Raw genomic sequence first — 25,669 nt, forward strand, 5'->3', positions numbered from 1 at the left:
GGAGCCAGCCCTGCTGGCGATGGGGCCAGTCCAGTCTCCAAGGAAATTAGATCTGTTTAAATCTGTGTCGAATTCGCCGAACCGTCCCACAAGGTTTTCAGGTTGTCCGTCGGACGCTCGCTCTCTAGTCTTTGCCTGTCGCTGGCAATTCAGCGACCGGGCGTGAGATCCCCGGAAAGCTTGCAACTAGCGCCAACACTACGATAATTGGCGCCAGCTCAATCTGCTGCCTGTGTTATGGCGGCTGTGTGCGGGCAGACTTCGGTCTGGCCGGTTGCCTGCTCCGGTGGATCTCACCCTGCACATAGCTGCCACCTCTTCGCCGCGTGAGATCCGGCGAACGATGGCATTCTCACTTGCAATAGCAGGAGTTGAATTTTGGACAAGCTAATACCAGATCCACCCCCCGAAACCACCACCCCACTCGAAGCCGCCATCCACGCCGAAGACCTCGCCAAAAACCGCGAAGCCATCAAACGCGCCCTCGATTTCTACCTCAGCCCCGAACCCGCCAAACCGCGGCAACCGAGCACCATGTTCCTCGTCCACCCCGACGTCGACACCGAAAGCCTGCTCGCCCACGCTTGTGAATCGTTGGCTTCGGCAAATGCCATGGCAAGCAACTTCGCCACCGAGCTAGGCGGCCTGCAACGCAGCACCGCCCTGGCCATCCAGCAAATCATCATGCTCGCCGAACTTGCAGTAAACCGGGCACTGGATCGAGTCGATCCACAAACCTGATTTATCAGGTTCACCGTATCATCGTTCGTCGCGAGCAAGCCCGCTCCCACATTTGAAATGCATGCTTTGTGGGAGGGGGCTTGCTCGCGAAAGCGTTTTCGCAGTTGTCGGAATACTTCCTGTACCTCATCAAATAACGGATTTTTCCTACCAGTTTTTCAGGTTGTCCCTCGGAAGTTGCCTCTCTACCTTCGGTTGTCTCTGGCAAACAGCGAGCTCGCAAATAGACCGATTAACGGGATATTGCTCCTTTCGCTGAAGCCATCGACATGACTCAGAGGTTGAAATGGAGCTACTTCCCGTCGTCACACCCCGCATTGACACAAACACAGCGCTGGGGCGGGCCCTGGTATCGATGTTCAGGTCAGTCGAGGCGGAACTGATTCAAGAGAACTCAGCACCGGGAGCGGTGAAGGTCATTGTGTTTGGAGGATGCGCAGTTCACCTCTACACCCATCACCGCATATCGTTGGATGTCGACGCGGAAATCTATGAGGCATGCATTCCGGCAGGATTCGACTTGCGCACACTACTGGCGGAAGTGCCGGAGCCCTTTGTCGATGAGCTTTCTGCTCGAAAGATGGAGCTGAACTACGACTTGCAGTACAACACAAGCTTTGGCCCGATTCATGAGGATTATTGGTCGCGAAGTATTCCCATGTCAGAGTTTTCGCTGGAGTCTCCTCTACACATCCATATTGCTGCGCCCGTCGACATAGCCATTACAAAGCTGGGCAGGGCTACGGATCACGATATCGCAGACATCAATGCGCTTCTGAGGTGTGGGTTCATACTGACCAGCGAGCTCCGGCGTCTGGCATTGCAGGCAATTGATGTATATGTTGGCAATAAAGCGCAACCGACCTCGGTTCTGAGCAACATATTGCAAGACTATCTGGAGAAAGCAGATGACGAAGCTGAATGACGCTCACGTTCTCTCATCCGCGTTGGACACCCTCGTTAGAAGTCCTCTGAATCAGGCCGATGACGTTGCACTCGTGAATGCTGCGAAAGAGGTCTGGTACTCGGATTCAAATGTCGAAAGCGAAGTTAAGGCCTTTTTGAAGCGTCACAGTGATGATATTGAACGCCGGCGCGCTGCCTATTTGCTGGAGCGATTTACGCGATTCTCGTGTGTCTCTGATACCCGCGTATTGGAAACGCTTCATGCGTTGGAGCTTTTCGCACACTCGACGCCGAAGCAGGATGTTGAGCCCCAAACGAAGGTTTCATTACGCAATCGCAAAGATGAGTTGGCCATTTCCTGGGGATTAGCAGAAAGCCTGGGATTAAAGGTTCAAACGCTGATGCCATTTCAGACCCGCCATTACCAAGCGGAACAGCATTCATCCTGAACCGAATCCATCGGCAAAAAAAACCAGCCTAAGCCGGTTTTTTTGTTTCGATTAAACCTTCGCACCAACCTCGTTTCGATTGACCAGGCTTTCCAGCGCCCCACTCAAACTCGCCGCCTTATCCCCCACCAGCAAATGCCAGACCCCGCCGTCCAATTGGCTAACCCCCTGGCAGCCCAGCTCTTTCAACTGCGCCTCCGACAACGCCTTGCCATTCGCCAATTGCAGGCGGATCCGCGTCATTGCGATGCAATCCAGTTGCAACACATTTTCGCCACCGCCCAACGCGTTCAGCCACTGCTGCGCCTCGGCACCGACAACGGCCACAACTTTCGGCTCATCAACAACAGCGGTTTCAACCAAAACAGCACGCCCCAATGCAGGCATCGCCAAGCGAATCTCATCAGCAATGCTGTCGGCCATCGGCCCAACCACAACCTGCAAACTCCCACCCTTGCCCGGACGCACAACCGCCATCGCGCCCAACGCTTTCAACTCTGTGTCCGAAGCCTTGTTGCGATCGACCATCTCCAGGCGCAGCCGAGTGGTGCAGGCGCCGACCGTGAGCAGATTTTCAGCACCGCCCAGCGCCTTGATGTACGCCCCGGCGCGTTCGTTTTCAGTGAGTACGGCTTTCTCGCTGGCAACGACATCCTCACGCCCCGGCGTTTTCAGATTGAAACGACGAATGCAGAAGTCGAAGACCAAGTAGTAGATGACCGCGTAGGCGAGGCCTACCGGAATCACCAGCCAGCCATTGGTCGAGCGGCCCCAACCGAGAATCATGTCGATGAAACCGCCCGAGAAGGTGAAGCCCAAATGGATGTTCAGCGCATTGGTAATCGCCATCGACAACCCGGTCAGCAGCGCATGAAGCAGGAACAACAGCGGCGCGAGGAACATGAAGGCGAATTCGATCGGCTCGGTCACGCCGGTCAGAAATGAGGTCAGCGCCATCGACAGGAAAATCCCGCCCATGACCTTGCGGCGTTCCGGCAGCGCGTTGCGGTACATCGCCAGACACGCGGCTGGCAGGCCGAAGATCATCATCGGGAACATACCGGTCATGAACTGGCCGCCCTTCGGGTCGCCGGCGAAGTAGCGCGACAAGTCGCCGGTCACCAGTGCACCCGTGGTCGGGTCGGTGAAGTTGCCGAAGACGAACCACGCCATGTTGTTGAGGATGTGGTGCAGACCGGTGACGATCAGCAGACGGTTGAACACGCCAAACACGAACGCGCCGATGCTGCCGCTCTCCATCATCAGTGCGCCGAAAGCATTGATGCCATGCTGGATTGGCGGCCAGATGTAGCCGAACAGCACGCCCAGACCAACCGCCGCGAACCCGGTGACGATCGGCACGAAACGCCGTCCGCCAAAAAACGCCAGGTACTCCGGCAACTTGATGTCCTTGAAGCGGTTGTACAGCGCGCCCGCCATCAGACCGCTGACGATCCCCGCGAGCATGCCCATGTTGATGGTCGCGTCGAGCACCTTGAGCGTGGAAATCATCACCAGGTAACCGATCACCCCGGCGAGGCCGGCGGTGCCGTTGTTGTCCTTGGCGAAACCGACGGCGATGCCGATGGCGAAGATCATCGCCAGGTTGGCGAAGATCACTTGGCCGGCATCGTGGATGATCGCGATGTTCAGCAGATCGGTGTCACCCAGGCGCAGCAGCAGGCCAGCGATCGGCAGGATCGCGATGGGCAGCATCAGCGCGCGGCCGAGGCGCTGCAAGCCTTCGATGAAGAGTTGATACATGGCGTTCTTCCTTTTTTTTGTTAGCGCAGAGGCCAATGTTGATGGCAGGCGTGACGTACCGCGGCGGCGCTGCTGAGTCTGAGCAGGTCGCGGCTGAGGCGCTGGCATTCGGCTTCATGCACTTGGCGCACGCGATCCTTGATTTCACCGATCTGCACCGGGCTTACCGACAGTTCGGTGACGCCCAGACCAATCAACACGGGCGTCGCCAACGGATCCGACGCGAGGGCGCCGCACACACCGACCCAGCGTTTGTGCACCGCCGCGCCTTCGCAGGTCATGGCGATCAGGCGCAGCAGCGCGGGGTGCATCGCATCGACCCGCGCGGCCAGACCGGCGTGGTCGCGGTCCATGGCCAGGGTGTATTGCGACAGATCGTTAGTGCCGATCGAGAGGAAGTCGGCGTGTTCGGCCAGTTGTTCGGCTTGCAGCGCGGCGGCAGGCACTTCGATCATCACGCCGATTTCCGGGCGTTGCATGATGTCCATTTCCAGGCATAACGCCTCGACACGCTGGCGGATGTGCAGCAGTTCTTCGACTTCGGTGACCATCGGCAACAGGATTCGGCAACGGCGCAACGGGCTGACTTGCAACAACGCACGCAATTGCTGATCGAGGATTTCCGGGCGCGCCTGAGCCAGACGAATGCCGCGCAGGCCGAGCACGGGATTGGCTTCGGCCGGCAGCGGCAGGTAGTCGAGTTGCTTGTCACCGCCGACGTCGATGGTGCGGATGATCACCGATTTATCGCCCATGCTGTCGAGGACCGCTTGATAGGCGCTGCGTTGTTCCCCGACATCCGGGGCCGTCTGACGATCGACGAACAGAAACTCGGTGCGCAACAGGCCGACACCATCGGCACCGTTGGCGAAGGCGTCCGCTGCTTCAGCGCTGGAGGCGACATTGGCGACGACGTCGATGTGCACGCCGTTACGGGTTTCGGCGGGCAAGTGAGCTTTGGCTTGTTGAGCTTCGCGACGTTGCTGGCGATCAATCTGCGCCTGCTGAACTTCAGCCAGACGTTCAGCGTTGGGCGTCAATTCGAGGCGGCCAGCGTCGGCGTCGAGCACAACCGATTGTCCTTGCGGCTGATCAAGCAGCGCCGAACCCAGTGCAACCATGCACGGCAGGCCTTTGCCGCGAGCGAGAATTGCGACGTGTGAAGTCGCGCCACCTTCGGCCATACATAACCCGGCGACACCTTGTGCGCTGAGTTGCAGCAGATCCGACGGCGTCAGTTCATGCGCGGCAACGATGGCGCCGGCCGGCACGTCGTAGTGCCAGGCTTCGCCGAGCAATGCGCGCAGAACACGTTGTTTGAGGTCGCGCAAATCATTGGCGCGCTCGGCCAACAGTGCGCTGCCGGTGCGGTGCAGCACTTCGCACTGCACATCAATGGACTGGCTCCAGGCGTGAGTCGCCGCAGTGCCTTGTTCGATGGAATGCTGTGCCGCGTCGAGCAGCGCCGGGTCTTCCAGCAACGCCAAGTGCGCGGCGAAGATTGCTTCTTCGTCGGCGTTCTTGTGTTTTTTTGCTTGGGCGAGGGTGCCGTCGATTTCGTTGCGCACCAGAGTCAGCGCCGCATCGAGAACCTGCTGTTGTTGCAGCGGATCGTGGTTGCCCGGATCTGCCGGCAGACTGATCGCATTCAAACGGAACAGCGGCCCGGCGACGAATCCCGGCGCGGCGCACACACCGTGCAACACTCCAGCCTCGGCCGGGCGCTTGAGCGGTGCAACGTGAACTGGCGCGGCGGCGTGATGATCCTCGGGCAGGGCAGTCGCCAATGCCGTGAGCAACGCTTGCAGCGCCGCTTCAGCGTCCGGGCCCTGACAACTGATCTGCACTTCATCCTGCTCACCAATCGCCAGCCCCATCAAACCGATCAGGCTGTTGCACGGTGCCGATTTGCCGGCGAAGTGCAGCTGCGAGTGGCTGTTGAAACCTTGCGCAATCTGGCGGATCAGCGCTGCGGGACGCGCATGCAGGCCGCCGCGATGAGCCACCAACACATGACCCTGAACCTCCGGCCCGCCGACGACTGCAGCGCTCGCTGCCGAACCATTGCGCGCCACAATGTGCAGCAACGGTTCGCCGACTTTCACCGCTTTAAGCGTGATCGGTCGCACCTGAAAATCCTGGCTGTTGGTCAGGATCAACAGGCTGACGAGGCTTTTGCATTGCTGGCCGACCTTGTCCAGGTCATAGCGCAACAACGGCTGGCCCTGAGTCACGCGACCACCTTCCTTGACCAGCATCGAGAAACCTTCGCCGTTCAGTTCAACGGTGTCGAGGCCCAGATGCAGGAGGATTTCCGCGCCGTTGTCGGCACGCACGGTGAGTGCGTGGCCGGTGCGGGCGACGTGGATGATCACCCCGGCGCACGGCGAGTACAGCGTGTCGTTGATCGGGTCGATGGCGATGCCGTCACCCATTGCGCCGCTGGCGAACACCGCGTCCGGGACTTTGGCGAGCGTGAGCACCGGGCCGCTGAGCGGGGCGCTGAGGGTCAGCTCTTTATTGTTGTTGTGCATGGCTCGGTCTCATCAGTAATTTCGCTGGCCCTTGTAGGAGCTGCCGAAGGCTGCGATCTTTTGATCTTGTTTCCTGTGAATCAAAATCAAAAGATCGCAGCCTTCGGCAGCTCCTACATGGAGTTACATCCTTTAGCCGCTATCAGTGCGTGCGGGTTACTTTGCTCAGGTGGCGCGGTTGGTCCGGGTCCATGCCTCGGGACACGGCCAGGCCGGCAGCCATCACGTAGAAACTCTGAATCGCGAGAATCGGGTCGAGGGCCGGGTGTTCGGCGCGGCTCAGGGTCAGGTCGCGTTCACTGACGTCATCCGGCGCGGCGAGCAATACGCGGGCGCCGCGCTGACGCATTTCTGCCGCGAGACTCAACAGCCCCGCCTGCTCGGCGCCGCGCGGGGCGAACACCAGCAATGGATAATGTTCGTCGATCAGCGCCATCGGGCCGTGACGGACTTCCGCGCTGCTGAAGGCTTCGGCCTGAATCGCCGAGGTTTCCTTGAATTTCAGTGCCGCTTCCTGAGCGATGGCGAAACCGGCGCCACGGCCGATCACCATCAAGCGCTCGCAATCGCGCAGTGCTTCGATGGCCACGCTCCAGTCTTGCTTGGCGGCTTCACGCAGACCTTCAGGCAGAGCGTTGCCGGCCTCGAGCAATTCGCTGTCGTCTTTCCAGTGCGCGATCAAGCGGGCGCTGGCGCTGAGGGTGGCGATAAAACTCTTGGTCGCGGCAACGCTGCTTTCCGTCCCGGCGAGCAACGGCACGCTGAATTCACACGCCGCTTCCAATGGCGAATCGGCAGCATTGACCATCGATACGCTCAGGGCGCCACGCTTGCGCAACAGGCGCAGACTGTTGACCAGATCCGGGCTCTGCCCCGACTGCGAAAAGGCGAACGCGACCTGACCGCTGACCTTCAATGGCGCCTGCTGCATGGTCACCACCGACATCGGCAACGATGCCACCGGCACGCCGATTTGCTGCATGGCCAGGTAGGCGAAATAGCTTGCCGCGTGGTCAGAACTGCCGCGCGCAACGGTCATCGCCACTTGCGGCGGCTGGCGGCGCAGGCGCCCGGCGATCTCGATCATCGCCGGGTCGAGCTGTTGCAGTTGGGCTTGCACGGCCTCGAACGAGGACAGCGCCTCTTCAAGCATTTTTGAAGTCAATGTCTTCTCCTTCGACCATGACGGCGGTCAGTGTGAGTGAGCGATCGAGCCGTACGCAGTCGGCCCAGGCACCGGGTGCAAGGCGCCCGCGTTCGGTGATGCCGAGGTAATCGGCGGGAAATTGCGAAAGACGCTGCGAGGCTTCGGCGATCGGCAGACCGATCTTCACCAGATTGCGCAGGGCCTGATCCATGGTCAGGGTGCTGCCGGCCAGGGTGCCGTCGGGCAGACGCACGCCGCCCAGGCATTTGGTCACGGTGTGGCTGCCGAGCTTGTATTCACCGTCGGGCATGCCGGCGGCGGCGGTCGAATCGGTGACGCAGTACAGGCACGGGATCGAGCGCAGGGCCACGCGAATGGCGCCGGGATGCACATGCAGTAAATCCGGAATCAGCTCGGCAAATCTGGCGTGGGCCAGTGCCGCGCCGACGATGCCGGGCTCGCGGTGATGCAGCGGGCTCATGGCGTTGTACAAGTGAGTGAAACTGGTTGCGCCGGCAGCCAGTGCGGCAACGCCTTCCTCGTAACTGCCGAGGGTGTGGCCGATCTGCATGCGAATCCCGCGGCTGCTCAGCTCACGAATCAACGCGTCGTGACCGGCGATTTCCGGAGCGATGGTGATCACGCGGATCGGCGCCAGTGCCAGATATTCTTCGACTTCGGCCATCAACGCGGTGTGGGCGAAGTTCGGTTGCGCGCCGAGTTTTCCCGGATTGATGTAAGGGCCTTCAAGATGTACGCCGAGCACTCTCGCAGCACCTTTCGGTCGCTGTTCGCAGAATTCTCCTACCTCTTTGAGGACACTGGAAATCTCCGCACTCGGCGCCGTCATGGTGGTGGCAAGCAGTGACGTGGTGCCGAAGCGCACGTGGGTTTTGCTGATGGTCTCGAAGGCACTCGCGCCTTCCATAATGTCTTTGCCGCCACCGCCGTGGACGTGCAGGTCGATGAAACCGGGGAGCAGATACGGCAGATCGTTATCGGCCGGATCGCAGGGCACGCCTTCGATCGACACGACCTTGCCGTGTTCGTGGATCAGCCGGCCGCGAACCCAGCCGCTGGCGGTGAGGATGTTGTCTTCGGACATTTCGGTTCTCTCGTTTGGCTTGGTTGCTGATCAGCGACGCAGCTCTGCAACAAAGTCGTAGTAATCGTTGCGGCAATAGGTGTCGGTTACTTCGATTGGGGTGTTGTCTTCCAGGTAGCCGACCCGGGTCATCAGCAGCATGGCGGTGCCGGGGGCGATGCCGACCAGAGCGGCGAACTCATCCGAGGCATTGATTGCCTGGATGTGCTGCAGGGCACGGACGATCGGTTTGCCGATGCCGTCGAGGTATTCGTACAGCGAATCCCCCACTGCTTGCGGCTTGGGCATGATCGCGGCGGGCAGGGTGCTCATCTCGATCGCCATCACCGTGTCATCGGCTTTGCGCAGGCGTTTCATGCGCGCGACCTTGTCGTTCGGCGACAGGCCGAGACGGATCAGTTCCTCGTGGGTCGGCAGAGTGATCTCCCGCTCCAGCCAGTGCGAGCTGGGGGCGAAGCCTTTCAAGCGCAGCATTTCGCTGAATCCGGAGAGGCGCGATAGCGGTTGTTCCAGGCGCGGCGTGATGAATGTGCCGGAACCTTGCAGGCGGCGGATCAGGCCTTGTTCGAGCAAGACTTCCAGGGCTTTGCGCGCGGTGACCCGGGAGATGCCGAGCTGGTCGCTGAGGTTGCGCTCGGACGGCATCGCCTGTTCGGCCTTCCACTGCCCGGCATGAATCGCCGCTTCCAGATTACGCGCCAGTTGCAAGTACAGCGGTGTCGGCTGGGCGTCGTCGGGGCGTAAGGCCTGGAGGTCATTCATGTCAGTCGATTCCGGCACCGATGTAGGATTGTTTTAAGTCGGTTGTCGGGCGAAAGCTAATACCACTTGAATACCATGTCAACGCGGTGAAATCGTCTGTAGCCCGCGTATCTCGGGACTTTGAGCGAGTGTGGCCTGAAGTGGTATTACAGGCGGGCGCTGAAAAGCAAAAGATCGCAGCCTTCGGCAGCTCCTACAGGTTGAAGTGGTATCACCTCTGTAGGAGCTGCCGAAGGCTGCGATCTTTTGATTTATTTTTTTGCGGGTGACCAGCGGTCGGGCTTAAGGGCGAATTTCGATCATCGTGCCGTCCGGCACCAGGTTCCACACTTCGCGCATGTCGACGTTGCGCATGGCGATGCAGCCATCGGTCCAGTCGAGGGTGTGGAACAGTTGCTCCGGGTTGTCTGCCGAATCCGGCGTGCCATGGATCATGATCATCCCGCCCGGTTCGACGCCTTCACGCCGCGCGCGGGCGGAATCGCTGATGTTCGGGTACGAGATGTGCATCGACAAGTTGAATTTTTCGCTGGTCTTGCGCCAGTCGATCCAATAGAAACCTTCCGGCGTGCGTTTGTCGCCCTCGATCAGTTTCGGACCTTTCTTCGCGCCCTTGCCCAACGAAATGCGATAGGTCTTCAGCGGTTTGCCGTCGGCGATCAGTTGCAGCTGATGGGTCGATTTAAGCACCAGGACTTTCTCGATGAGCGGGGTATTCGCAGGCGTCACGGTAGTCACGAATGACGCTTGGGAGACGATAACGAACGACAGGCAGAACAGGGCAAGCAACCAGCGCATTGAAACGATTCCCCAAGGAGTGAAGCAAACAGGTTTTGTGCAGGTGCTGCCGCAGGCTGCGATCTTTTGATCTTCTAACCGACAATCACCGGCTGCACCAACGGCGGAATCGATTCCGAACGAACCGGATAGGTCTCAACACGCAGATCAGCGAAGAAGCATTCTAAGGTACGTCCCACCGTGCGGAAAGCCAGCTCATCCCACGGAATGTCGGCTTCGTCGAATAGTTGCACTTCGAGGCTCTCGGGGCCGGCGGCGAAGTCCAGATCCACCAGCTCGGCGCGGAAGAACACGTGCACCTGGCTGATGTGCGGCACGTCGATCAAGGTGTAAATGCTCAGGTTGCGCACCCGCGCGCAGGCTTCTTCGGCGGTTTCGCGCACGGCGGCCTGTTCGATGGTTTCGCCGTTTTCCATGAAACCGGCCGGCAGCGTCCAGTAGCCGAGGCGCGGTTCGATGGCGCGGCGGCACAGCAGCACTTGGGTGCCCCAGGTCGGCACGCAGCCGGCGACAATATTGGGGTTCTGATAGTGAATCGTCTGACAGCTGTCACAGACAAATCGCAGCCGCGAATCGCCTTCGGGAATGCGCTGGGTGACCGGGTTACCGCAGTGGCTGCAAAATTTCATGCTCGGGTTCCTGAATGCTGCGCCTATCTTGGCGTGCGGCGGTGTCGGTCGGCAAGTTGTCGTTTCGCGACATGGCTGAATTCGGGGGCTTGGGCGGCCGCAATGATTGGTGCATGATGCGGGGTAAGGCACTGATCGAGAACACTCATGCTGGACGAGCTACTGCACAGGGTAAGCAACCATACACCGCGCACGTTGGAGACTGACGCACGTTTCCCCGAAGCCGCCGTTCTGGTGCCAATTACCCGCAGTGACCAACCGGAACTGGTTCTGACCCTGCGCGCCAGCGGTCTCTCGACCCATGGCGGCGAAGTCGCTTTCCCCGGCGGACGGCGCGATCCGGAAGACCCGGACCTGATCTTCACCGCGCTGCGCGAGGCTGACGAAGAAATCGGCCTGCCGCCCGGCCTGGTCGAGGTCATCGGCCCGCTCAGTCCATTGATCTCATTGCATGGCATCAAGGTCACGCCGTATGTCGGCGTCATTCCCGATTTCGTTGAGTATCAGGCCAACGATGCCGAGATCGCTGCGGTGTTCAGCGTGCCGCTGGAATTCTTTCGCAGAGACCCTCGCGAACATACCCATCGTATCGACTATCAGGGGCGCAGCTGGTACGTGCCCAGTTACCGATTTGGCGAGTACAAGATCTGGGGACTGACGGCGATGATGATCGTCGAGTTGATCAATCTGCTCTATGACGCCAAGATCAGTCTGCACCAACCGCCCAAAAGCTTTATCAACACCTGAGCCATCGTTCGAATGGCCTGCACCGCGAGCCCTGAGGAAACCACCATGAAATACCGCCTGGGCGACGCCCGTGTCGAAACCCATCCACAAAGCTGGGTCGCGCCCAATGCCGTGCTGGTGGGCAAGGTCAGACTGGAAGAGGGCGCCAACGTCTGGTTCAACGCTGTGCTGCGCGGCGACAACGAACTTATTCTGATCGGCAAGAACAGCAACGTGCAGGACGGAACCGTGATGCACACCGACATGGGCTATCCGCTGACACTCGGCACTGGCGTGACCATTGGCCATAACGCCATGCTGCATGGCTGCACGGTCGGCGATTACAGCCTGATCGGTATCAATGCGGTGATTCTCAACGGCGCGAAAATCGGCAAGAACTGCATCATCGGCGCCAATTCGCTGATTGGCGAAGGCAAGGAGATTCCTGATGGTTCGCTGGTGATGGGCTCACCGGGCAAGGTTGTGCGCGAACTCACCGAACCGCAGAAGAAGATGCTCGAAGCCAGCGCCGCTCACTATGTGCATAACTCTCAGCGTTATGCGCGCGACTTGGCAGAGCAGGAAGAATGACCGCCGTGGAACGGCCCGTCGCCTCGCCCTGCGTCAATATCTGCGCATTGGATGACGACGATGTGTGCACCGGATGTCAGCGCACAGTTGAGGAAATCACCCGCTGGAGCCGCATGAACAACGACGAGCGCCGCGTGGTGCTGGGGTTGTGTCATGAGCGGGCGAAGGCGAGTGGGTTGGTGTGGATGATTGGGTCAATCCCGAACAAGTAGCGAAGATCAAAAGATCGCAGCCTTCGGCAGCTCCTACATTTGAAATTCGTTTCCCCTGTAGGAGCTGCCGAAGGCTGCGATCTTTTGCTTTTCGGGGCACTCAAGTAATCTGTGCGCCAATCCGACAGGCCACCTCCATGATCTTCCTCATCGCCTACATCAGCAGCGTCGTGCTGATCAACTTCGCCTTTTCCACTGCACCGCACCTGGACATCATCTGGTCGGCATGGGGCGGCTTGGTTTTTGTCCTGCGCGACATGGTGCAAACGCGCTTCGGCCATGGCGCAATTGTGGCGATGCTGGCGGCGCTGGTGCTGTCCTATGTGACGTCCGATCCTTCCATCGCACTGGCCAGCGCTACGGCATTCGCGGTTTCGGAGTGCATCGACTGGCTGGTGTTCAGCATCACCAAACGGCCGTTGCGGGATCGCCTGTGGATCAGCTCGGCGCTGAGCATTCCGCTGGACACGTTCATCTTCTTCGGCATGATCGACCTGCTGACGCCACCGGTGATCATTACTGCGCTGGCGTCCAAGTTCGCCGGCGTTACGGCGGTCTGGCTGATCATGGCCTGGCGCGATCGCAAACAGGCTGTCGCCGGCTGAAGCCAAAGTCTCAGGTTCATGTAAAATGCCGCGCTTTCTCCCCCATGGAAAGCGCGTCTGGCGTTGCTTTCCTCGATGATCCGCTTCTTTGAGGACCTGAGATGACCCGTATCGGAACTCCATTGTCGCCAACCGCGACCCGCGTATTGCTGTGTGGCTGTGGTGAGTTGGGCAAGGAAGTGGTGATCGAACTGCAACGCCTGGGCGTTGAAGTGATTGCCGTCGACCGCTACGCCAACGCGCCGGCCATGCAAGTCGCCCATCGCAGCCATGTGATCAACATGCTCGATGGCGCTGCCCTGCGTGCGGTGATTGAAGCCGAGAAGCCGCATTTCATCGTGCCGGAAATCGAAGCCATCGCTACTGCCACGCTGGTCGAGCTGGAAGCCGAAGGCTTCACCGTGATCCCGACCGCGCGCGCCGCGCAGCTGACCATGAACCGTGAAGGCATCCGTCGCCTGGCCGCTGAAGAGCTGGACCTGCCGACCTCGCCGTACCATTTTGCCGACACCTTCGAGGACTACAGCAAAGCCGTCCAGGACCTGGGTTTCCCTTGCGTGGTCAAGCCGGTGATGAGTTCGTCGGGCAAAGGCCAGAGCTTGCTGCGCAGCGCCGATGACGTACAGAAAGCCTGGGATTATGCGCAAGAGGGCGGTCGCGCCGGCAAAGGTCGGGTGATCATCGAAGGCTTCATCGACTTCGATTACGAGATCACGCTGCTGACCGTGCGCCACATTGGCGGCACCACGTTCTGCGCACCGGTCGGCCACCGTCAGGAAAAGGGCGACTATCAGGAATCCTGGCAGCCACAAGCCATGAGCCCGATTGCACTGGCCGAGTCGGAGCGCGTCGCCAAAGCTGTCACGGAAGCGCTGGGTGGCCGTGGTCTGTTCGGCGTCGAGTTGTTCATCAAAGGCGATCAGGTGTGGTTCAGCGAAGTTTCGCCGCGTCCGCATGACACCGGTCTGGTCACGCTGATTTCCCAGGATCTGTCGCAGTTCGCCCTGCACGCCCGCGCCATTTTAGGTTTGCCGGTGCCGCTGATTCGTCAGTTCGGCCCATCGGCTTCGGCGGTGATTCTGGTGGAAGGGCAGTCGACCCAGACCGCATTCGCCAACCTGGGTGCTGCGTTGAGCGAGCCGGACACTGCACTGCGTCTGTTCGGTAAGCCTGAAGTGAATGGCCAGCGCCGCATGGGCGTGGCGCTGGCGCGGGATGAGTCGATCGAGGCCGCGCGTGCCAAGGCGACTCGTGCTTCTCAGGCGGTTGTTGTAGAGCTGTAACCGAGTCGCTCCCATCGCGGGCGAGCCCGCTCCCACAGGTTTTTGCCGTACACAAAATTTGTGATCAGCAGAAATCCCTGTGGGAGCGGGCTTGCCCGCAATGGTGGTCTATCAGGCCACCCGATTCAGATCGTTATTGCGCGTCTCCTTCAAACACAACACCGCAATCAAACTCAACACCGCCGCCGCCGACACATACCCGCCGACATAGCTCAACCCGCCCATCGCCACCAGTTTCTGCGCAAAGAACGGCGCCGCCGAGGCCCCGACTATCCCGCCCAGGTTGTACGCTGCCGAAGCACCGGTATAACGCACATGGGTCGGAAACAGCTCAGGCAGCAGTGCGCCCATCGGTGCGAACGTTACGCCCATCAAAAACAGCTCGATGCACAGAAACAGCGCCACGCCCCAGGTCGAGCCTTGCGTCAGCAACGGTTCCATCAGAAACCCGGAAAGCACCGCCAGCATGCCGCCGATGAGCAATACCGGTTTGCGTCCGAAACGGTCACTGGCCCAGGCGGATAGCGGTGTGGCTGCGGCCATGAACAATACGGCGAAGCACAGCAGGCCGAGGAAAGTCTCGCGGCTATATCCCAGCGTGGACACGCCGTAGCTGAGGGAGAACACCGTCGAGATATAAAACAGCGCATAGCAGACCACCATGGCCATCGCGCCCAGCAGCGTCGGTGCCCAGTACTGACTGAACAGCTCGACCAACGGCATCTTCACGCGCTCCTGGCGGGCGATGGCGTTGGCGAACACTGGCGTTTCATGCAGTTTGAGGCGCACATACAGACCGACCATCACCAGCGCCGCGCTGAGTAGAAATGGAATGCGCCAGCCCCAACTGCGGAACTGTTCGTCATCGAGGGTCATGGCCAGGGTCAGGAACAAACCGTTGGCCGCCAGAAAACCGATCGAAGGGCCGAGTTGCGGGAACATGCCGAACCATGCGCGTTTGCCCTTCGGCGCGTTTTCCGTGGCGAGCAGCGCTGCGCCGCCCCATTCCCCGCCCAATCCCAAGCCCTGACCGAAGCGCAGCACGCAGAGCAGAATCGGCGCCCAGGCACCAATGCTGTCGTAGCCCGGTAGTACGCCAATCAATGTCGTACAAACGCCCATCAAAAGTAGCGAAGCGACCAGCGTGGATTTACGCCCGATGCGGTCGCCGAAGTGGCCAAACAGCGCCGAACCCAGCGGACGGGCGAGGAAAGCGATGCCGAAGGTGAGAAACGCCGAAAGCATTTGCGCGGTGCCAGACGTTTGCGGAAAGAACACCGGCCCGATCACCAGCGCTGCAGCGGTGGCGTAGACGTAGAAGTCGTAGAACTCGATGGCGGTGCCGATAAAACTTGCCGTGGCCACGCGGGTGGCGGAGTTGGTCGGCTGGGCAGGCGCGGTTTCGCTGTAAGCGGTTTGGGTCGTCATGCGGTGATCCCTGACAGTCATGAGCTCCAGTGGAGCGAATTATTATGGTCGAACACCCAGGGATGTGGGATGAGGCGCGGTCGCTGTTTCAGGTAGGAACAGTCGCCGGAGTACAGCGGAATTGGCCGAAACCTGTTGTGTGCGGGGTAAGCACAAGGTACGGCGGCGCTGGGTAAGCGGATCGATTATAGGAAGGGGGCTAACGATTGAACAAGAGCAAAAGATCGCAGCCTGCGGCAGCTCCTACATTTGGAACATTTGGAACATTTGGAACATTTGGAACATTTGGAACATTTGGGACAATTTGGGACATTTGGGACATTTGGGACATTTGGGACATTTGGGACATTTGGGACATTTGGGACATTTGGGGCATTTGGAACATTTGGAACGCATTCCAATGTAGGAGCTGCCGAAGGCTGCGATCTTTTGATCTTTTGATCTTCTATCGGGCAGGCACCAAAGCCGGCACAGACGAGGTATGCCAGATCAACACCTTGCTCACCCTGTTCTCTTCGGTCTCGAGGATTTCCAGGCGATAACGCCCGATCTTCAGGCACACCGCGCTTTCCGGAATGGTTTCCAGCGCTTCGGTGACCAGGCCATTGAGAGTCTTCGGCCCGTCGCTCGGCAAATGCCAGCCGAGGCACTTGTTCAAGTCGCGAATCGACGCGGCACCATCGATCACCATGCGCCCGTCGGGCTGCGGATGAATGTGCGGGTTGTCGAGACTGTGTTCGCTCTCGAATTCGCCGACGATCTCTTCGAGAATATCTTCCAGAGTCACGATGCCGAGCACTTCGCCGTATTCGTCCACCACCATGCCCAGGCGCCGTTGCTGCTTGTGGAAGTTAAGCAATTGCAGCTGCAGCGGTGTGCTTTCGGGGACGAAATACGGCTCGTAACTGGCGGCCAGCAGGGCCTCGCGGGTCAATTTGCTGTCATTCAGCAAATGGCCGATGTGACGGGTGTTGAGCACCGCTTCGACCTGATTGATATCGCTGTGAAACACTGGCAGACGCGTGCGTTTGTTTTGGCGCAGTTGTTCGATGATCTCCTCGATCGGATCATCAAGGTTGATCCCGTCAACATCACTGCGCGGCACCAGAATGTCGTTGACCGTGATGCTGTCGAGTGCGTGTATGCCGGAAACCGGATGGGCACGGACCGGATGCTCCGGATCATCATGACGCTCGGCCGGCAGCTCGTCTTCGCTCTGCTGCACGACCTGAGCCTTGCGCGTAAACGGAGTCATCAGCAAACCGCTGAGGCGGCTGAACAGCCAGGCGAACGGGTAGACGATTTTCAGCGGCACGGCCAGCAGCGCGTTGCCGAATGCCAGCACGGCGTCGGGATAGCGGCGGGCCACGGTGCGCGGGAAATAATCGGCGAAAACCAGCAGGATCGCACTGGCGCCGAGGCAAGCCGCCCACGGGCCGTTTTCTTCACAGAGGAAAATCGCCAGCAGCGTCGCGATGATCACCGCGAGCGCACGGCACAATGTGTTGCACAGGATCAGGCTGTCGAGCGGGAAGCTCAGCTTCGCCAGCGGTTTATCGCTGGCGCGCGAGGCGGTGCGTTGTGCGAGCAAATGCTGCTGCGCGATTTCGACGGCGGTAAACAGCCCAGACCATAAAATCAGCAGGACAAATACCGCGAGCATCGGCCCTATGGGCAAACCGTCCATTTATGCCGCCCGTCAGATGTGCAGAATGTATTCACGAACCAGTTTGCTGCCGAAGTACGCCAACATCAGCAGGCAGAAACCGGCGAGGGTCCAGCGAATCGCTTTGTGTCCACGCCAGCCGAGACGATTACGGCCCCACAACAGCACGCTGAACACGATCCACGCCAGACAGGCCAGCAGCGTCTTGTGCACCAGATGCTGGGCAAACAGGTTCTCGACGAACAGCCACCCGGAAATCAGCGACAGCGACAGCAGCGTCCAGCCGGCCCAGAGGAAACCGAACAGCAGGCTTTCCATGGTCTGCAGCGGCGGGAAGTTCTTGATCAGCCCGGACGGGTGTTTGTGCTTGAGCTGGTGGTCTTGCACCAGCAGCAGCAAGGCCTGGAATACCGCGATGGTGAACATGCCGTAGGCCAGGATCGACAACAGAATGTGCGCGAGGATGCCCGGCTCTTCATCGATGATCTGCACCGTGCCGGTCGGCGCGAATTGCGCCAGCAATACCGTGATGGCGCCGAGGGGGAACAGCAGCACCAGGAGGTTTTCCACCGGGATGCGCGAGCAGGCCAGAAGCGTCAGGGCAATCACCGCAGCGGCGATCAGACTTGAGGCGCTGAAGAAGTCCAGGCCCAGACCGATCGGGGTCAGCAGGTGGGTGAGCAGGCTGGCGCCGTGAGCAATCACCGCGAACACGCCGAGGCTGACGAGCAGGCGCTTGTTCGCCTTGGCGCCGGTGGCCAGACGGGTGCTTTGATAAAGGGTCGCAGCGGCGTAGAGCAGGGCGGCGGCGAGGGTGGTCAGCAAACTGGGTGACAAGGGGAGCATAAATCCTGTTAGGCAAGCCCGAAAGGCGCTGAGTTTGGCATAGAACCGCCATTGCACGAAAGACTCAGGAAGCTGACGGCGAGGTGTCCGCCGGCCGCAGTCTTCGCTATAATCCGCGACCTGCCCACGCCGCAGGCTCGCCGAGCACATGTTGATTCCGGTCTGGGCCGCCATTATCCCGGTCTGTACAGGGCCTGAAAGGATCGCGCAATGTTTGAAAACTTAACCGACCGTCTCTCGCAGACGCTGCGCCATGTCACCGGCAAGGCGAAGCTGACCGAGGACAATATCAAAGACACCCTGCGTGAAGTGCGCATGGCGTTGCTCGAAGCTGACGTCGCGCTGCCGGTGGTCAAGGACTTCGTCAATTCGGTCAAGGAGCGCGCTGTCGGCACCGAGGTGTCGCGCAGCCTGACGCCGGGCCAGGCGTTCGTGAAGATCGTCCAGGCCGAACTCGAAAGCCTGATGGGCGCGGCCAACGAAGACTTGAACCTCAGCGCCGTGCCGCCGGCCGTGATTCTGATGGCCGGTCTGCAGGGTGCGGGTAAAACCACCACCGCCGGCAAACTCGCGCGCTTCCTTAAAGAGCGCAAGAAGAAGTCGGTCATGGTCGTGTCGGCGGACATCTACCGTCCGGCGGCGATCAAGCAGCTGGAAACCCTGGCCAGCGACATCGGCGTCACGTTCTTCCCGTCCGACCTGAGCCAGAAGCCGGTCGACATCGCCACGGCGGCTATTAAAGAAGCGAAGCTGAAATTCATCGACGTGGTCATCGTCGATACCGCCGGTCGTCTGCACATCGACGAAGAGATGATGGGCGAGATCAAGGCACTGCACGCCGCGATCAACCCGGTCGAAACGCTGTTCGTGGTCGACGCCATGACCGGCCAGGACGCCGCCAACACGGCCAAGGCATTTGGCGATGCGCTGCCGCTGACCGGTGTGATCCTGACCAAGGTCGACGGCGACGCCCGTGGCGGTGCTGCACTGTCGGTGCGCGCCATCACTGGCAAGCCGATCAAGTTCATCGGTATGGGCGAGAAGAGCGAAGCGCTCGACCCATTCCACCCTGAGCGGATCGCTTCGCGAATCCTCGGCATGGGCGACGTGCTCAGCCTGATCGAACAGGCTGAAGCGACTCTCGACAAGGACAAGGCCGACAAACTGGCCAAGAAGCTGAAGAAGGGCAAGGGCTTCGACCTCGAAGACTTCCGCGATCAGCTGCAACAGATGAAGAACATGGGCGGCCTCGGCGGGCTCATGGACAAACTGCCGAGCATCGGCGGTGTCAACCTGTCGCAAATGGGCAATGCCCAGAACGCCGCAGAGAAGCAATTCAAGCAGATGGAAGCCATCATCAATTCCATGACCCCGGCCGAGCGCCGCGACCCTGAACTGATCAGCGGTTCGCGCAAACGCCGGATCGCCATGGGTTCCGGCACTCAGGTGCAGGACATCGGTCGCTTGATCAAGCAGCACAAGCAGATGCAGAAAATGATGAAGAAATTTACCGCCAAAGGCGGGATGGCAAAAATGATGCGCGGCATGGGCGGTATGTTGCCCGGCGGCGGCATGCCGAAGATGTAAGCTGTTCTGTCTCACCGTAAATCAGCAAAACGGGTGGGACAGGACATCAATGCTTCGCCGGTCGTCGCACCGGCGCAGACCCTGCAAGGATGCAGGATCAACAGCAAACCCGCACTCGGCGGGAGCTGACTGGCCGTTTTCATCGACGGCTCTCTATGCAAATCTGCACGGCATGCCATAGGCGCCGGAAAAAGTCATTTGCAAAAGTCCGGATATTCCTTAGAATATGCGGCCTTTCGGGCACCCATGCCCGCTGTGCATTTAGATTTGCAGCACCGACTACAGGAACGATGTTCACATGCTAACAATCCGTCTTGCCCTTGGCGGCTCCAAAAAGCGCCCGTTTTACCACCTGACCGTAACCGACTCGCGTAACCCGCGTGACGGCTCCCACAAAGAACAGGTTGGTTTCTTCAACCCTGTTGCCCGTGGTCAGGAAATCCGTCTGTCCGTGAACCAAGAGCGCGTAGCCTACTGGCTGAGCGTTGGTGCACAACCTTCTGAGCGCGTTGCTCAGTTGTTGAAGGAATCTGCCAAGGCTGCGGCCTGAGCAATATGAACGCGACGCCTGCTGTTGCCGATGATTTGATCGTTATTGGCAAAATTTATTCTGTTCACGGCGTTCGCGGCGAAGTGAAGGTTTATTCCTTTACTGATCCGACTGAAAACCTGTTGCAGTACAAAACCTGGACGCTCAAGCGCGAAGGCAATGTCAAACAGGTCGAGCTGGTCAGTGGACGCGGGAGCGACAAGTTCCTGGTCGCAAAGCTCAAGGGTCTTGATGATCGTGAAGAAGCTCGTCTTCTGGCCGGTTACGAGATCTGCGTGCCGCGCAATCTGTTCGCTGAATTGACCGATGGCGAGTACTACTGGTACCAGCTGGAAGGTCTGAAGGTCATCGACACCCTCGGGCAATTGCTCGGGAAGATCGATCATCTTCTGGAAACCGGCGCCAATGATGTAATGGTCGTCAAGCCTTGCGCTGGCAGCCTGGATGATCGCGAACGCCTGTTGCCCTATACCGAGCAATGCGTGTTGGCCATCGACCTGGAAGCGGGCGAGATGAAGGTGGATTGGGACGCGGACTTCTGACGTGGCTAACTTGCGCGTAGAAGTGATCAGTTTGTTTCCCGAGATGTTTTCCGCCATTGGCGATTACGGCATCACCAGTCGTGCGGTCAAACAGGGGCTCTTGCAGCTGACCTGTTGGAATCCGCGGAACTACACGACGGATCGGCATCACACTGTGGACGATCGCCCGTTTGGCGGTGGTCCGGGCATGGTGATGAAGATCAAGCCCCTGGAAGATGCTCTGGTTCACGCCAAGGCAGCAGCCGGGGAGGCGGCGAAGGTGATTTACCTGTCCCCCCAAGGCCGTCAACTGACTCAGTCGGCGGTACGCGAGCTGGCACAATCGGATGCATTGATCCTGATTGCCGGCCGCTATGAAGGCATTGACGAGCGCTTTATTGAGGCTCATGTCGATGAAGAGTGGTCGATTGGCGACTATGTACTGTCTGGCGGCGAGCTGCCGGCGATGGTCCTGATCGATGCGGTTACACGACTGCTGCCTGGAGCTTTAGGGCATGCGGATTCCGCTGAGGAAGATTCCTTTACGGATGGTCTGCTGGATTGCCCGCACTACACCCGACCGGAGGTGTATGCGGATCAGCGTGTTCCCGACGTGTTGCTGAGTGGCAATCACGCGCATATCCGGCGTTGGCGTTTACAGCAGTCCCTTGGTAGGACCTTTGAACGACGCGCCGATCTTCTGGAAAGCCGCTCGCTTTCTGGAGAAGAGAAGAAGCTGCTCGAGGAATACATCCGCGAGCGGGACGATAGTTAACAACGTATCGATGGTAGATCGAACGATTTACCTTAGGAGCACAGCATGACCAACAAAATCATCCTTGCACTCGAAGCAGAGCAGATGACCAAAGAAATCCCTACCTTCGCCCCAGGCGACACTATTGTCGTTCAGGTGAAAGTGAAGGAAGGCGATCGTTCCCGTCTGCAAGCGTTCGAAGGCGTTGTAATCGCCAAGCGTAACCGCGGCGTGAACAGTGCGTTCACCGTGCGTAAAATCTCCAACGGTGTTGGCGTAGAACGTACTTTCCAGACCTACTCCCCGCAGATCGACAGCATGGCTGTCAAACGTCGCGGTGACGTACGTAAAGCCAAGCTGTACTACCTGCGCGACCTGTCGGGTAAAGCAGCTCGCATCAAGGAAAAACTGGCTTAAGTCCAGCTTCCGATGCAGAAAAAAGCAGCCTACGGGCTGCTTTTTTGTTGCCCAAAATTCTTCCTCTTTAGGAGCTGCCGAAGGCTCGGGCTGCGATCTTTTGATCTTGCTTGTATTCGGGAGCCAGAAATCGAGTCTTGCCATGACCACCCGCGACAAGGAAATCAAACGCCGCACCGAACTCTCGGTGACCCGCGTAACCAAAGCCGTCTTCCCGCCGACCACCAACCATCACAACACCCTGTTTGGTGGCACTGCGCTGGCGTGGATGGACGAAGTCTCGTTCATCACCGCCACGCGATTCTGCCGTTTGCCGCTGGTAACCGTGTCTACCGATCGCATCGACTTCAACCACGCGATCCCGGCGGGGTCGATCGTTGAGTTGGTGGGGAAGGTAATCAAGGTCGGCAACACCAGCCTCAAGGTCGAGGTGGAAGTGTTTGTCGAGAGCATGAGCTGTGATGGTCGCGAGAAGGCGATTCATGGGCAGTTCAGCTTCGTTGCCATTGATGATGACAAGCGACCGGTGCCGGTGCTGCCGGGATTTGCTGCTTGAATTTTAAAAAGATCGCAGCCTTCGGCAGCTCCTACAGGAAAAACGCATTACATGTAGGAGCTGCCGAAGGCTGCGATCTTTTGCTTTCAAGCCTGTTGTGCCTCAGGCTGAATCAACGCCAGCAACGTCCACCCCGCGCCGGGATTCAACGTCGTCTCCGGTGTCACAACATGCACCCAGCCACTGTCATCACGCATGAACAGCAACGTCGCGCGATTGCCGTGCAACGCCCGGTAGTCCTCCCAGCCAAAGCCATCGGTCAATGTTGTGCTGTACAACTCGGCGCCCTGGCCCATCTGGCTGGCCAGTTTCGCGTAAGTGAACGCCTCGCTGCCCAGTTGATTGCCACGATGCTCCAGGCTTGCACGATGCTTGTCACTGCGGCGACTTTCATGACCGCTGGCCAAACCAAACAGTCGTTGATGGCCGAAGTCATGGCGAAAACGCATCGCCGCCAGCGTATTGAGTTCACCTGACGGCGACAGCGCCAGCAAATGCCCCAGGCCGACCAGATCCAGATGCGCATCGGCATGTTGCGAAGCCGGGTTGCCGAAATACGTCGGCAAGCCTTCCATGCGCGCAGCACGGATGTTTTCCCAGCTCGAATCGGTCAGCAGCACGCGGCTGCCCAGTTGCTGCAGCGATTTGCCCAGCTCCCGCGCCGGGCTGTTCGCGCCGACGATCAGGAAACCACTCGGCGCCGGTTCGGCGACCTTCAGCAGCCGTGCCAGCGGTCGCGCCGTGGCGCTTTGCAGGACGACGGTGCCGATGATCACAGCGAAGGTCAGCGGCACCAGCAGCAAGGCGCCTTCATGCCCGGCCTCATGCAGACGAATCGCGAAAATCGCCGACACCGCCGCCGCGACGATCCCCCGTGGCGCGATCCAGCACAGCAAGGCGCGCTCACGCCAACTCAGGCTCGAACCAGCCGTGCTCAGCAGCACGTTCAACGGCCGGGCAATCAACTGAATCACCAGCAGCAGAATCAGTACCAGCGGGCCCAGCCCGATCAAGGCATACAAATCCAGACGCGCCGCCAACAGAATGAACAAGCCGGAAATCAGCAGCACGCTGAGGTTTTCCTTGAAGTGCAGGATGTGTCGAACGTCCACGCCCTTCATGTTTGCCAGCCACATGCCCATCAGCGTCACTGCCAACAAGCCGGACTCATGCATCACTTCGTTGGCAGCAATGAAGATCCCCAGCACGGCCGCCAGCGAAGCGAGGTTGTGCAGGTACTCGGGCAGCCATTGCCGGCGAATAATCGTCCCCAACACCCAGCCACCGACGATTCCGAACACCGCGCCGCACAGAATCACCCCGCCGAAGGTCAAAAGACTCTGCTTGAGCCCATGGCCATCGGCGCTGGCAATGATGAAGCTGTAAACCACAACGGCGAGCAGCGCGCCGATCGGGTCAATGACGATGCCCTCCCAGCGCAAAATGTTGGCGATCGAGGCTTTCGGTCGCACCACACGGAGCATCGGCACGATCACCGTCGGGCCGGTGACCAGCGTGAGGCTGCCGAAGAGAATGGCGAGCATCCAGTCGAACCCCAGCAGGAAGTGCGTAGCGACCGCAATGACCACCCAGGTCGATAGCGCGCCGATGGTCACCAGGCGATGAACGACGCTGCCGATCTCTTTCCATTCCGACAAGTGCAGTGTCAGGCTGCCCTCGAACAGAATCAGCGCCACCGCCAGAGACACCAACGGCATCAGCAAGGGACCGAACATTTCCTGTGGGTCGAGCCAGCCCAGTACCGGCCCGACCAGAATGCCGGTCAGCAACAGAAACAGAATCGCCGGTAACTTCAGGCGCCAGGCCAGCCATTGGCAAGCCAGCGCTGCTGCGCCTATCCCGCCAAATGCCAAGAGAATTTCCTGCTCGTTCATCGATGCTCCCTGTTCCTTGAAATGGCGGGCTATGAAAGACTAGCGCCCATTCCTACAGTTCACTCAACATTTGCGCGCCGGCCTCAAGGCCGCGTGACATGAGCGCCCATGCCTGCCATCGACCATCCGCTGATTGATCAATTCCTCGACGCTATATGGCTGGAGAAAGGCCTGTCCGATAACACCCGCGGCGCCTATCGCAGCGATCTGGCGCTGTTCAATGGCTGGTTGCAGGAGAAAAACCTGGAACTGATCGACGCCGGTCGCGAGTTGATCCTTGATCACCTGGCCTGGCGTCTGGAGCAAAATTACAAGCCACGCTCCACCGCCAGATTTCTCTCCGGTGTGCGGGGCTTTTATCGCTATCTGTTGCGCGAGAAGCTGATCAGCGTCGACCCGACCTTGCGCGTTGATATGCCCCAGTTGGGCAGGCCGCTGCCCAAATCCCTCTCGGAAGCTGACGTCGAGGCGCTGCTGAAAGCGCCGGATCTGAGCGAGGCCATCGGCCAGCGTGATCGCGCCATGTTGGAAGTGTTGTACGCCTGCGGATTACGAGTCACCGAACTGATCAGCCTGACGCTGGAGCAGGTCAATTTGCGTCAGGGCGTCCTGCGGGTGATGGGCAAGGGCAGCAAGGAGCGTCTGGTGCCGATGGGCGAGGAGGCGATTGTCTGGGTCGAGCGCTACATGCGTGACGGTCGCGGCGAACTGCTGGGGGGCCGGCCCAGCGATGTGCTGTTTCCCAGCCAGCGCGGCGAGCAGATGACCCGCCAGACGTTCTGGCACCGCATCAAGCATCAGGCCAAGGTCGCCGGAATCGGCAAGTCGCTGTCGCCGCACACCTTGCGTCATGCCTTCGCCACACACTTGCTCAACCACGGTGCCGACTTGCGCGTCGTGCAGATGTTGCTCGGCCACAGCGACCTGTCGACCACGCAGATTTACACCCACGTCGCCCGCGCCCGCCTGCAGGACCTGCACGCCAAACACCATCCGCGCGGCTGAACACAAAATTGTCTGTAGGAGCTGCCGAAGGCTGCGATCTTTTGATGTTGTTTTTCTTGAAATCAAAAGCAAGATCAAAAGATCGCAGCCTTCGGCAGCTCCTACATAAAACGGTGTGATCTATGGCGACAGGCGCATTCGGCCCTCGTGACCTTATGTGTTAGGCTTTGCCGGTTTGCACGATGGACGGTT

The 25,669-nt window shown here is 59.5% G+C and carries 27 protein-coding genes; 16 read left to right on the forward strand and 11 right to left on the reverse strand.

Annotation, left to right across the window (positions count from 1 at the left end; genetic code table 11):
* Window positions 1-378 precede the first annotated feature (378 nt).
* From EL257_RS05305 to EL257_RS05315, 3 genes are all read left to right on the forward strand, one after another.
* Window positions 379-741: a DUF6124 family protein gene (locus EL257_RS05305; RefSeq protein ID WP_126360454.1), complete on the forward strand. Its 363-nt coding sequence runs from the start codon at window positions 379-381 to the stop codon at window positions 739-741.
* A gap of 286 nt (window positions 742-1,027) precedes the next feature.
* On the forward strand, window positions 1,028-1,666 hold the full coding sequence (locus EL257_RS05310) for a DUF6036 family nucleotidyltransferase (RefSeq protein WP_126360456.1): 639 nt from the start codon (window positions 1,028-1,030) through the stop codon (window positions 1,664-1,666).
* The gene (locus EL257_RS05315) at window positions 1,650-2,096 is read left to right on the forward strand and encodes a hypothetical protein (protein WP_126360458.1); all 447 of its coding nucleotides are present in this window, start codon (window positions 1,650-1,652) and stop codon (window positions 2,094-2,096) included. Before EL257_RS05310 ends, EL257_RS05315 begins: the two co-directional genes overlap by 17 nt.
* Window positions 2,097-2,147: 51 nt before the next feature.
* Here EL257_RS05315 and nagE read toward each other — a convergent pair whose 3' ends face one another.
* The 7 genes from nagE to EL257_RS05350 all read right to left on the reverse strand — a co-directional run bounded on the left by nagE (window position 2,148) and on the right by EL257_RS05350 (window position 10,835).
* Complete coding sequence (gene nagE, locus EL257_RS05320) at window positions 2,148-3,860, reverse strand: N-acetylglucosamine-specific PTS transporter subunit IIBC (RefSeq protein WP_126360460.1); 1,713 nt, start codon at window positions 3,858-3,860, stop codon at window positions 2,148-2,150.
* A gap of 20 nt (window positions 3,861-3,880) precedes the next feature.
* Window positions 3,881-6,394, reverse strand: a complete 2,514-nt coding sequence (gene ptsP, locus EL257_RS05325) for a phosphoenolpyruvate--protein phosphotransferase (RefSeq protein WP_126360462.1) — start codon at window positions 6,392-6,394, stop codon at window positions 3,881-3,883.
* 142 nt (window positions 6,395-6,536) lie between these two features.
* Window positions 6,537-7,559 carry an SIS domain-containing protein gene (locus tag EL257_RS05330; RefSeq protein WP_126360464.1) on the reverse strand — a complete coding sequence of 341 codons (1,023 nt, stop codon included), beginning with the start codon at window positions 7,557-7,559 and terminating at the stop codon, window positions 6,537-6,539.
* Window positions 7,540-8,646, reverse strand: a complete 1,107-nt coding sequence (gene nagA, locus EL257_RS05335; protein WP_126360466.1) for an N-acetylglucosamine-6-phosphate deacetylase — start codon at window positions 8,644-8,646, stop codon at window positions 7,540-7,542. The genes EL257_RS05330 and nagA overlap by 20 nt, the downstream gene beginning before the upstream one ends.
* 30 nt (window positions 8,647-8,676) lie before the next feature.
* Window positions 8,677-9,408, reverse strand: a complete 732-nt coding sequence (locus EL257_RS05340) for a GntR family transcriptional regulator (protein ID WP_126360468.1) — start codon at window positions 9,406-9,408, stop codon at window positions 8,677-8,679.
* A gap of 282 nt (window positions 9,409-9,690) precedes the next feature.
* Window positions 9,691-10,206 carry a L,D-transpeptidase family protein gene (locus tag EL257_RS05345; RefSeq protein WP_126360471.1) on the reverse strand — a complete coding sequence of 172 codons (516 nt, stop codon included), beginning with the start codon at window positions 10,204-10,206 and terminating at the stop codon, window positions 9,691-9,693.
* A 74-nt stretch (window positions 10,207-10,280) separates the two neighbouring features.
* Window positions 10,281-10,835: an NUDIX hydrolase gene (locus EL257_RS05350; protein ID WP_126360473.1), complete on the reverse strand. Its 555-nt coding sequence runs from the start codon at window positions 10,833-10,835 to the stop codon at window positions 10,281-10,283.
* A 147-nt stretch (window positions 10,836-10,982) separates the two neighbouring features.
* On the opposite strand from EL257_RS05350, the gene EL257_RS05355 reads away from it, so the two are divergent.
* From EL257_RS05355 to purT, 5 genes are all read left to right on the forward strand, one after another.
* Complete coding sequence (locus EL257_RS05355) at window positions 10,983-11,582, forward strand: CoA pyrophosphatase (RefSeq protein ID WP_126360475.1); 600 nt, start codon at window positions 10,983-10,985, stop codon at window positions 11,580-11,582.
* Between the two features lie 45 nt (window positions 11,583-11,627).
* Complete coding sequence (locus EL257_RS05360; RefSeq protein WP_126360478.1) at window positions 11,628-12,152, forward strand: gamma carbonic anhydrase family protein; 525 nt, start codon at window positions 11,628-11,630, stop codon at window positions 12,150-12,152.
* The gene (locus tag EL257_RS05365; protein WP_126360480.1) at window positions 12,149-12,364 is read left to right on the forward strand and encodes a DUF1289 domain-containing protein; all 216 of its coding nucleotides are present in this window, start codon (window positions 12,149-12,151) and stop codon (window positions 12,362-12,364) included. Before EL257_RS05360 ends, EL257_RS05365 begins: the two co-directional genes overlap by 4 nt.
* 137 nt (window positions 12,365-12,501) lie before the next feature.
* Entirely contained in the window at window positions 12,502-12,969 is a 468-nt protein-coding gene (locus tag EL257_RS05370; RefSeq protein WP_126360484.1) for a preQ0 transporter, read from the forward strand.
* Window positions 12,970-13,070: 101 nt separating this feature from the next.
* A complete protein-coding gene (purT, locus tag EL257_RS05375) occupies window positions 13,071-14,252 on the forward strand; it encodes a formate-dependent phosphoribosylglycinamide formyltransferase (protein WP_024011715.1) in 1,182 nt (393 codons plus the stop codon).
* A gap of 111 nt (window positions 14,253-14,363) precedes the next feature.
* Here purT and EL257_RS05380 read toward each other — a convergent pair whose 3' ends face one another.
* Window positions 14,364-15,680: an MFS transporter gene (locus tag EL257_RS05380; RefSeq protein WP_126360486.1), complete on the reverse strand. Its 1,317-nt coding sequence runs from the start codon at window positions 15,678-15,680 to the stop codon at window positions 14,364-14,366.
* Window positions 15,681-15,965: 285 nt separating this feature from the next.
* Here EL257_RS05380 and EL257_RS28350 point away from each other — a divergent pair, with 285 nt between their 5' ends.
* Window positions 15,966-16,121: a thiocillin family RiPP gene (locus EL257_RS28350; RefSeq protein WP_419866611.1), complete on the forward strand. Its 156-nt coding sequence runs from the start codon at window positions 15,966-15,968 to the stop codon at window positions 16,119-16,121.
* A 4-nt stretch (window positions 16,122-16,125) separates the two neighbouring features.
* On the opposite strand, the gene EL257_RS05390 is transcribed toward EL257_RS28350, so the two are convergent.
* Together EL257_RS05390 and EL257_RS05395 are read right to left on the reverse strand one after the other, a co-directional pair.
* The gene (locus tag EL257_RS05390) at window positions 16,126-17,367 is read right to left on the reverse strand and encodes a transporter associated domain-containing protein (protein ID WP_126360488.1); all 1,242 of its coding nucleotides are present in this window, start codon (window positions 17,365-17,367) and stop codon (window positions 16,126-16,128) included.
* Window positions 17,368-17,379: 12 nt separating this feature from the next.
* Window positions 17,380-18,192 carry a cytochrome C assembly family protein gene (locus EL257_RS05395; RefSeq protein ID WP_126360490.1) on the reverse strand — a complete coding sequence of 271 codons (813 nt, stop codon included), beginning with the start codon at window positions 18,190-18,192 and terminating at the stop codon, window positions 17,380-17,382.
* Window positions 18,193-18,402: 210 nt separating this feature from the next.
* Between EL257_RS05395 and ffh the strand changes: the two genes are divergently transcribed.
* The 6 genes from ffh (at window position 18,403) to EL257_RS05425 (ending at window position 22,577) form a co-directional block, all read left to right on the forward strand.
* Window positions 18,403-19,779 carry a signal recognition particle protein gene (ffh, locus tag EL257_RS05400; protein WP_126360492.1) on the forward strand — a complete coding sequence of 459 codons (1,377 nt, stop codon included), beginning with the start codon at window positions 18,403-18,405 and terminating at the stop codon, window positions 19,777-19,779.
* 298 nt (window positions 19,780-20,077) lie between these two features.
* Entirely contained in the window at window positions 20,078-20,329 is a 252-nt protein-coding gene (rpsP, locus tag EL257_RS05405; protein ID WP_003185073.1) for a 30S ribosomal protein S16, read from the forward strand.
* A 5-nt stretch (window positions 20,330-20,334) separates the two neighbouring features.
* Window positions 20,335-20,871 carry a ribosome maturation factor RimM gene (gene rimM, locus EL257_RS05410; protein ID WP_126360494.1) on the forward strand — a complete coding sequence of 179 codons (537 nt, stop codon included), beginning with the start codon at window positions 20,335-20,337 and terminating at the stop codon, window positions 20,869-20,871.
* A 43-nt stretch (window positions 20,872-20,914) separates the two neighbouring features.
* The gene (gene trmD / locus EL257_RS05415) at window positions 20,915-21,625 is read left to right on the forward strand and encodes a tRNA (guanosine(37)-N1)-methyltransferase TrmD (protein ID WP_232013095.1); all 711 of its coding nucleotides are present in this window, start codon (window positions 20,915-20,917) and stop codon (window positions 21,623-21,625) included.
* 45 nt (window positions 21,626-21,670) lie between these two features.
* Window positions 21,671-22,021 (forward strand): 50S ribosomal protein L19, encoded by a 351-nt coding sequence (gene rplS / locus EL257_RS05420; RefSeq protein ID WP_003175895.1) that lies wholly within the window; start codon window positions 21,671-21,673, stop codon window positions 22,019-22,021.
* A gap of 142 nt (window positions 22,022-22,163) precedes the next feature.
* The gene (locus tag EL257_RS05425) at window positions 22,164-22,577 is read left to right on the forward strand and encodes an acyl-CoA thioesterase (protein WP_126360498.1); all 414 of its coding nucleotides are present in this window, start codon (window positions 22,164-22,166) and stop codon (window positions 22,575-22,577) included.
* Between the two features lie 86 nt (window positions 22,578-22,663).
* Here EL257_RS05425 and EL257_RS05430 read toward each other — a convergent pair whose 3' ends face one another.
* On the reverse strand, window positions 22,664-24,472 hold the full coding sequence (locus EL257_RS05430; RefSeq protein WP_126360500.1) for a cation:proton antiporter: 1,809 nt from the start codon (window positions 24,470-24,472) through the stop codon (window positions 22,664-22,666).
* Window positions 24,473-24,580: 108 nt separating this feature from the next.
* On the opposite strand from EL257_RS05430, the gene xerD reads away from it, so the two are divergent.
* Complete coding sequence (gene xerD / locus EL257_RS05435) at window positions 24,581-25,477, forward strand: site-specific tyrosine recombinase XerD (RefSeq protein ID WP_126360502.1); 897 nt, start codon at window positions 24,581-24,583, stop codon at window positions 25,475-25,477.
* Window positions 25,478-25,669: the final 192 nt, after the last annotated feature.

Source organism: Pseudomonas fluorescens, from assembly GCF_900636825.1.
Taxonomy (GTDB): Bacteria; Pseudomonadota; Gammaproteobacteria; order Pseudomonadales; family Pseudomonadaceae; genus Aquipseudomonas; species Aquipseudomonas fluorescens_BG.

Coding starts and splice junctions, on each gene's coding strand:
- EL257_RS05310 (WP_126360456.1), top strand. CDS start 1,028: ATGGAGCTACTTCCCGTCGTCACACCCCGCATTGACACAAACACAGCG.
- EL257_RS05315 (WP_126360458.1), top strand. CDS start 1,650: ATGACGAAGCTGAATGACGCTCACGTTCTCTCATCCGCGTTGGACACC.
- nagE (WP_126360460.1), bottom strand. CDS start 3,860: ATGTATCAACTCTTCATCGAAGGCTTGCAGCGCCTCGGCCGCGCGCTG.
- ptsP (WP_126360462.1), bottom strand. CDS start 6,394: ATGCACAACAACAATAAAGAGCTGACCCTCAGCGCCCCGCTCAGCGGC.
- nagA (WP_126360466.1), bottom strand. CDS start 8,646: ATGTCCGAAGACAACATCCTCACCGCCAGCGGCTGGGTTCGCGGCCGG.
- EL257_RS05340 (WP_126360468.1), bottom strand. CDS start 9,408: ATGAATGACCTCCAGGCCTTACGCCCCGACGACGCCCAGCCGACACCG.
- EL257_RS05345 (WP_126360471.1), bottom strand. CDS start 10,206: ATGCGCTGGTTGCTTGCCCTGTTCTGCCTGTCGTTCGTTATCGTCTCC.
- EL257_RS05350 (WP_126360473.1), bottom strand. CDS start 10,835: ATGAAATTTTGCAGCCACTGCGGTAACCCGGTCACCCAGCGCATTCCC.
- EL257_RS05355 (WP_126360475.1), top strand. CDS start 10,983: ATGCTGGACGAGCTACTGCACAGGGTAAGCAACCATACACCGCGCACG.
- EL257_RS05360 (WP_126360478.1), top strand. CDS start 11,628: ATGAAATACCGCCTGGGCGACGCCCGTGTCGAAACCCATCCACAAAGC.
- EL257_RS05365 (WP_126360480.1), top strand. CDS start 12,149: ATGACCGCCGTGGAACGGCCCGTCGCCTCGCCCTGCGTCAATATCTGC.
- EL257_RS05370 (WP_126360484.1), top strand. CDS start 12,502: ATGATCTTCCTCATCGCCTACATCAGCAGCGTCGTGCTGATCAACTTC.
- purT (WP_024011715.1), top strand. CDS start 13,071: ATGACCCGTATCGGAACTCCATTGTCGCCAACCGCGACCCGCGTATTG.
- EL257_RS05380 (WP_126360486.1), bottom strand. CDS start 15,680: ATGACGACCCAAACCGCTTACAGCGAAACCGCGCCTGCCCAGCCGACC.
- EL257_RS05390 (WP_126360488.1), bottom strand. CDS start 17,367: ATGGACGGTTTGCCCATAGGGCCGATGCTCGCGGTATTTGTCCTGCTG.
- EL257_RS05395 (WP_126360490.1), bottom strand. CDS start 18,192: ATGCTCCCCTTGTCACCCAGTTTGCTGACCACCCTCGCCGCCGCCCTG.
- ffh (WP_126360492.1), top strand. CDS start 18,403: ATGTTTGAAAACTTAACCGACCGTCTCTCGCAGACGCTGCGCCATGTC.
- rpsP (WP_003185073.1), top strand. CDS start 20,078: ATGCTAACAATCCGTCTTGCCCTTGGCGGCTCCAAAAAGCGCCCGTTT.
- rimM (WP_126360494.1), top strand. CDS start 20,335: ATGAACGCGACGCCTGCTGTTGCCGATGATTTGATCGTTATTGGCAAA.
- trmD (WP_232013095.1), top strand. CDS start 20,915: ATGTTTTCCGCCATTGGCGATTACGGCATCACCAGTCGTGCGGTCAAA.
- rplS (WP_003175895.1), top strand. CDS start 21,671: ATGACCAACAAAATCATCCTTGCACTCGAAGCAGAGCAGATGACCAAA.
- EL257_RS05425 (WP_126360498.1), top strand. CDS start 22,164: ATGACCACCCGCGACAAGGAAATCAAACGCCGCACCGAACTCTCGGTG.
- EL257_RS05430 (WP_126360500.1), bottom strand. CDS start 24,472: ATGAACGAGCAGGAAATTCTCTTGGCATTTGGCGGGATAGGCGCAGCA.
- xerD (WP_126360502.1), top strand. CDS start 24,581: ATGCCTGCCATCGACCATCCGCTGATTGATCAATTCCTCGACGCTATA.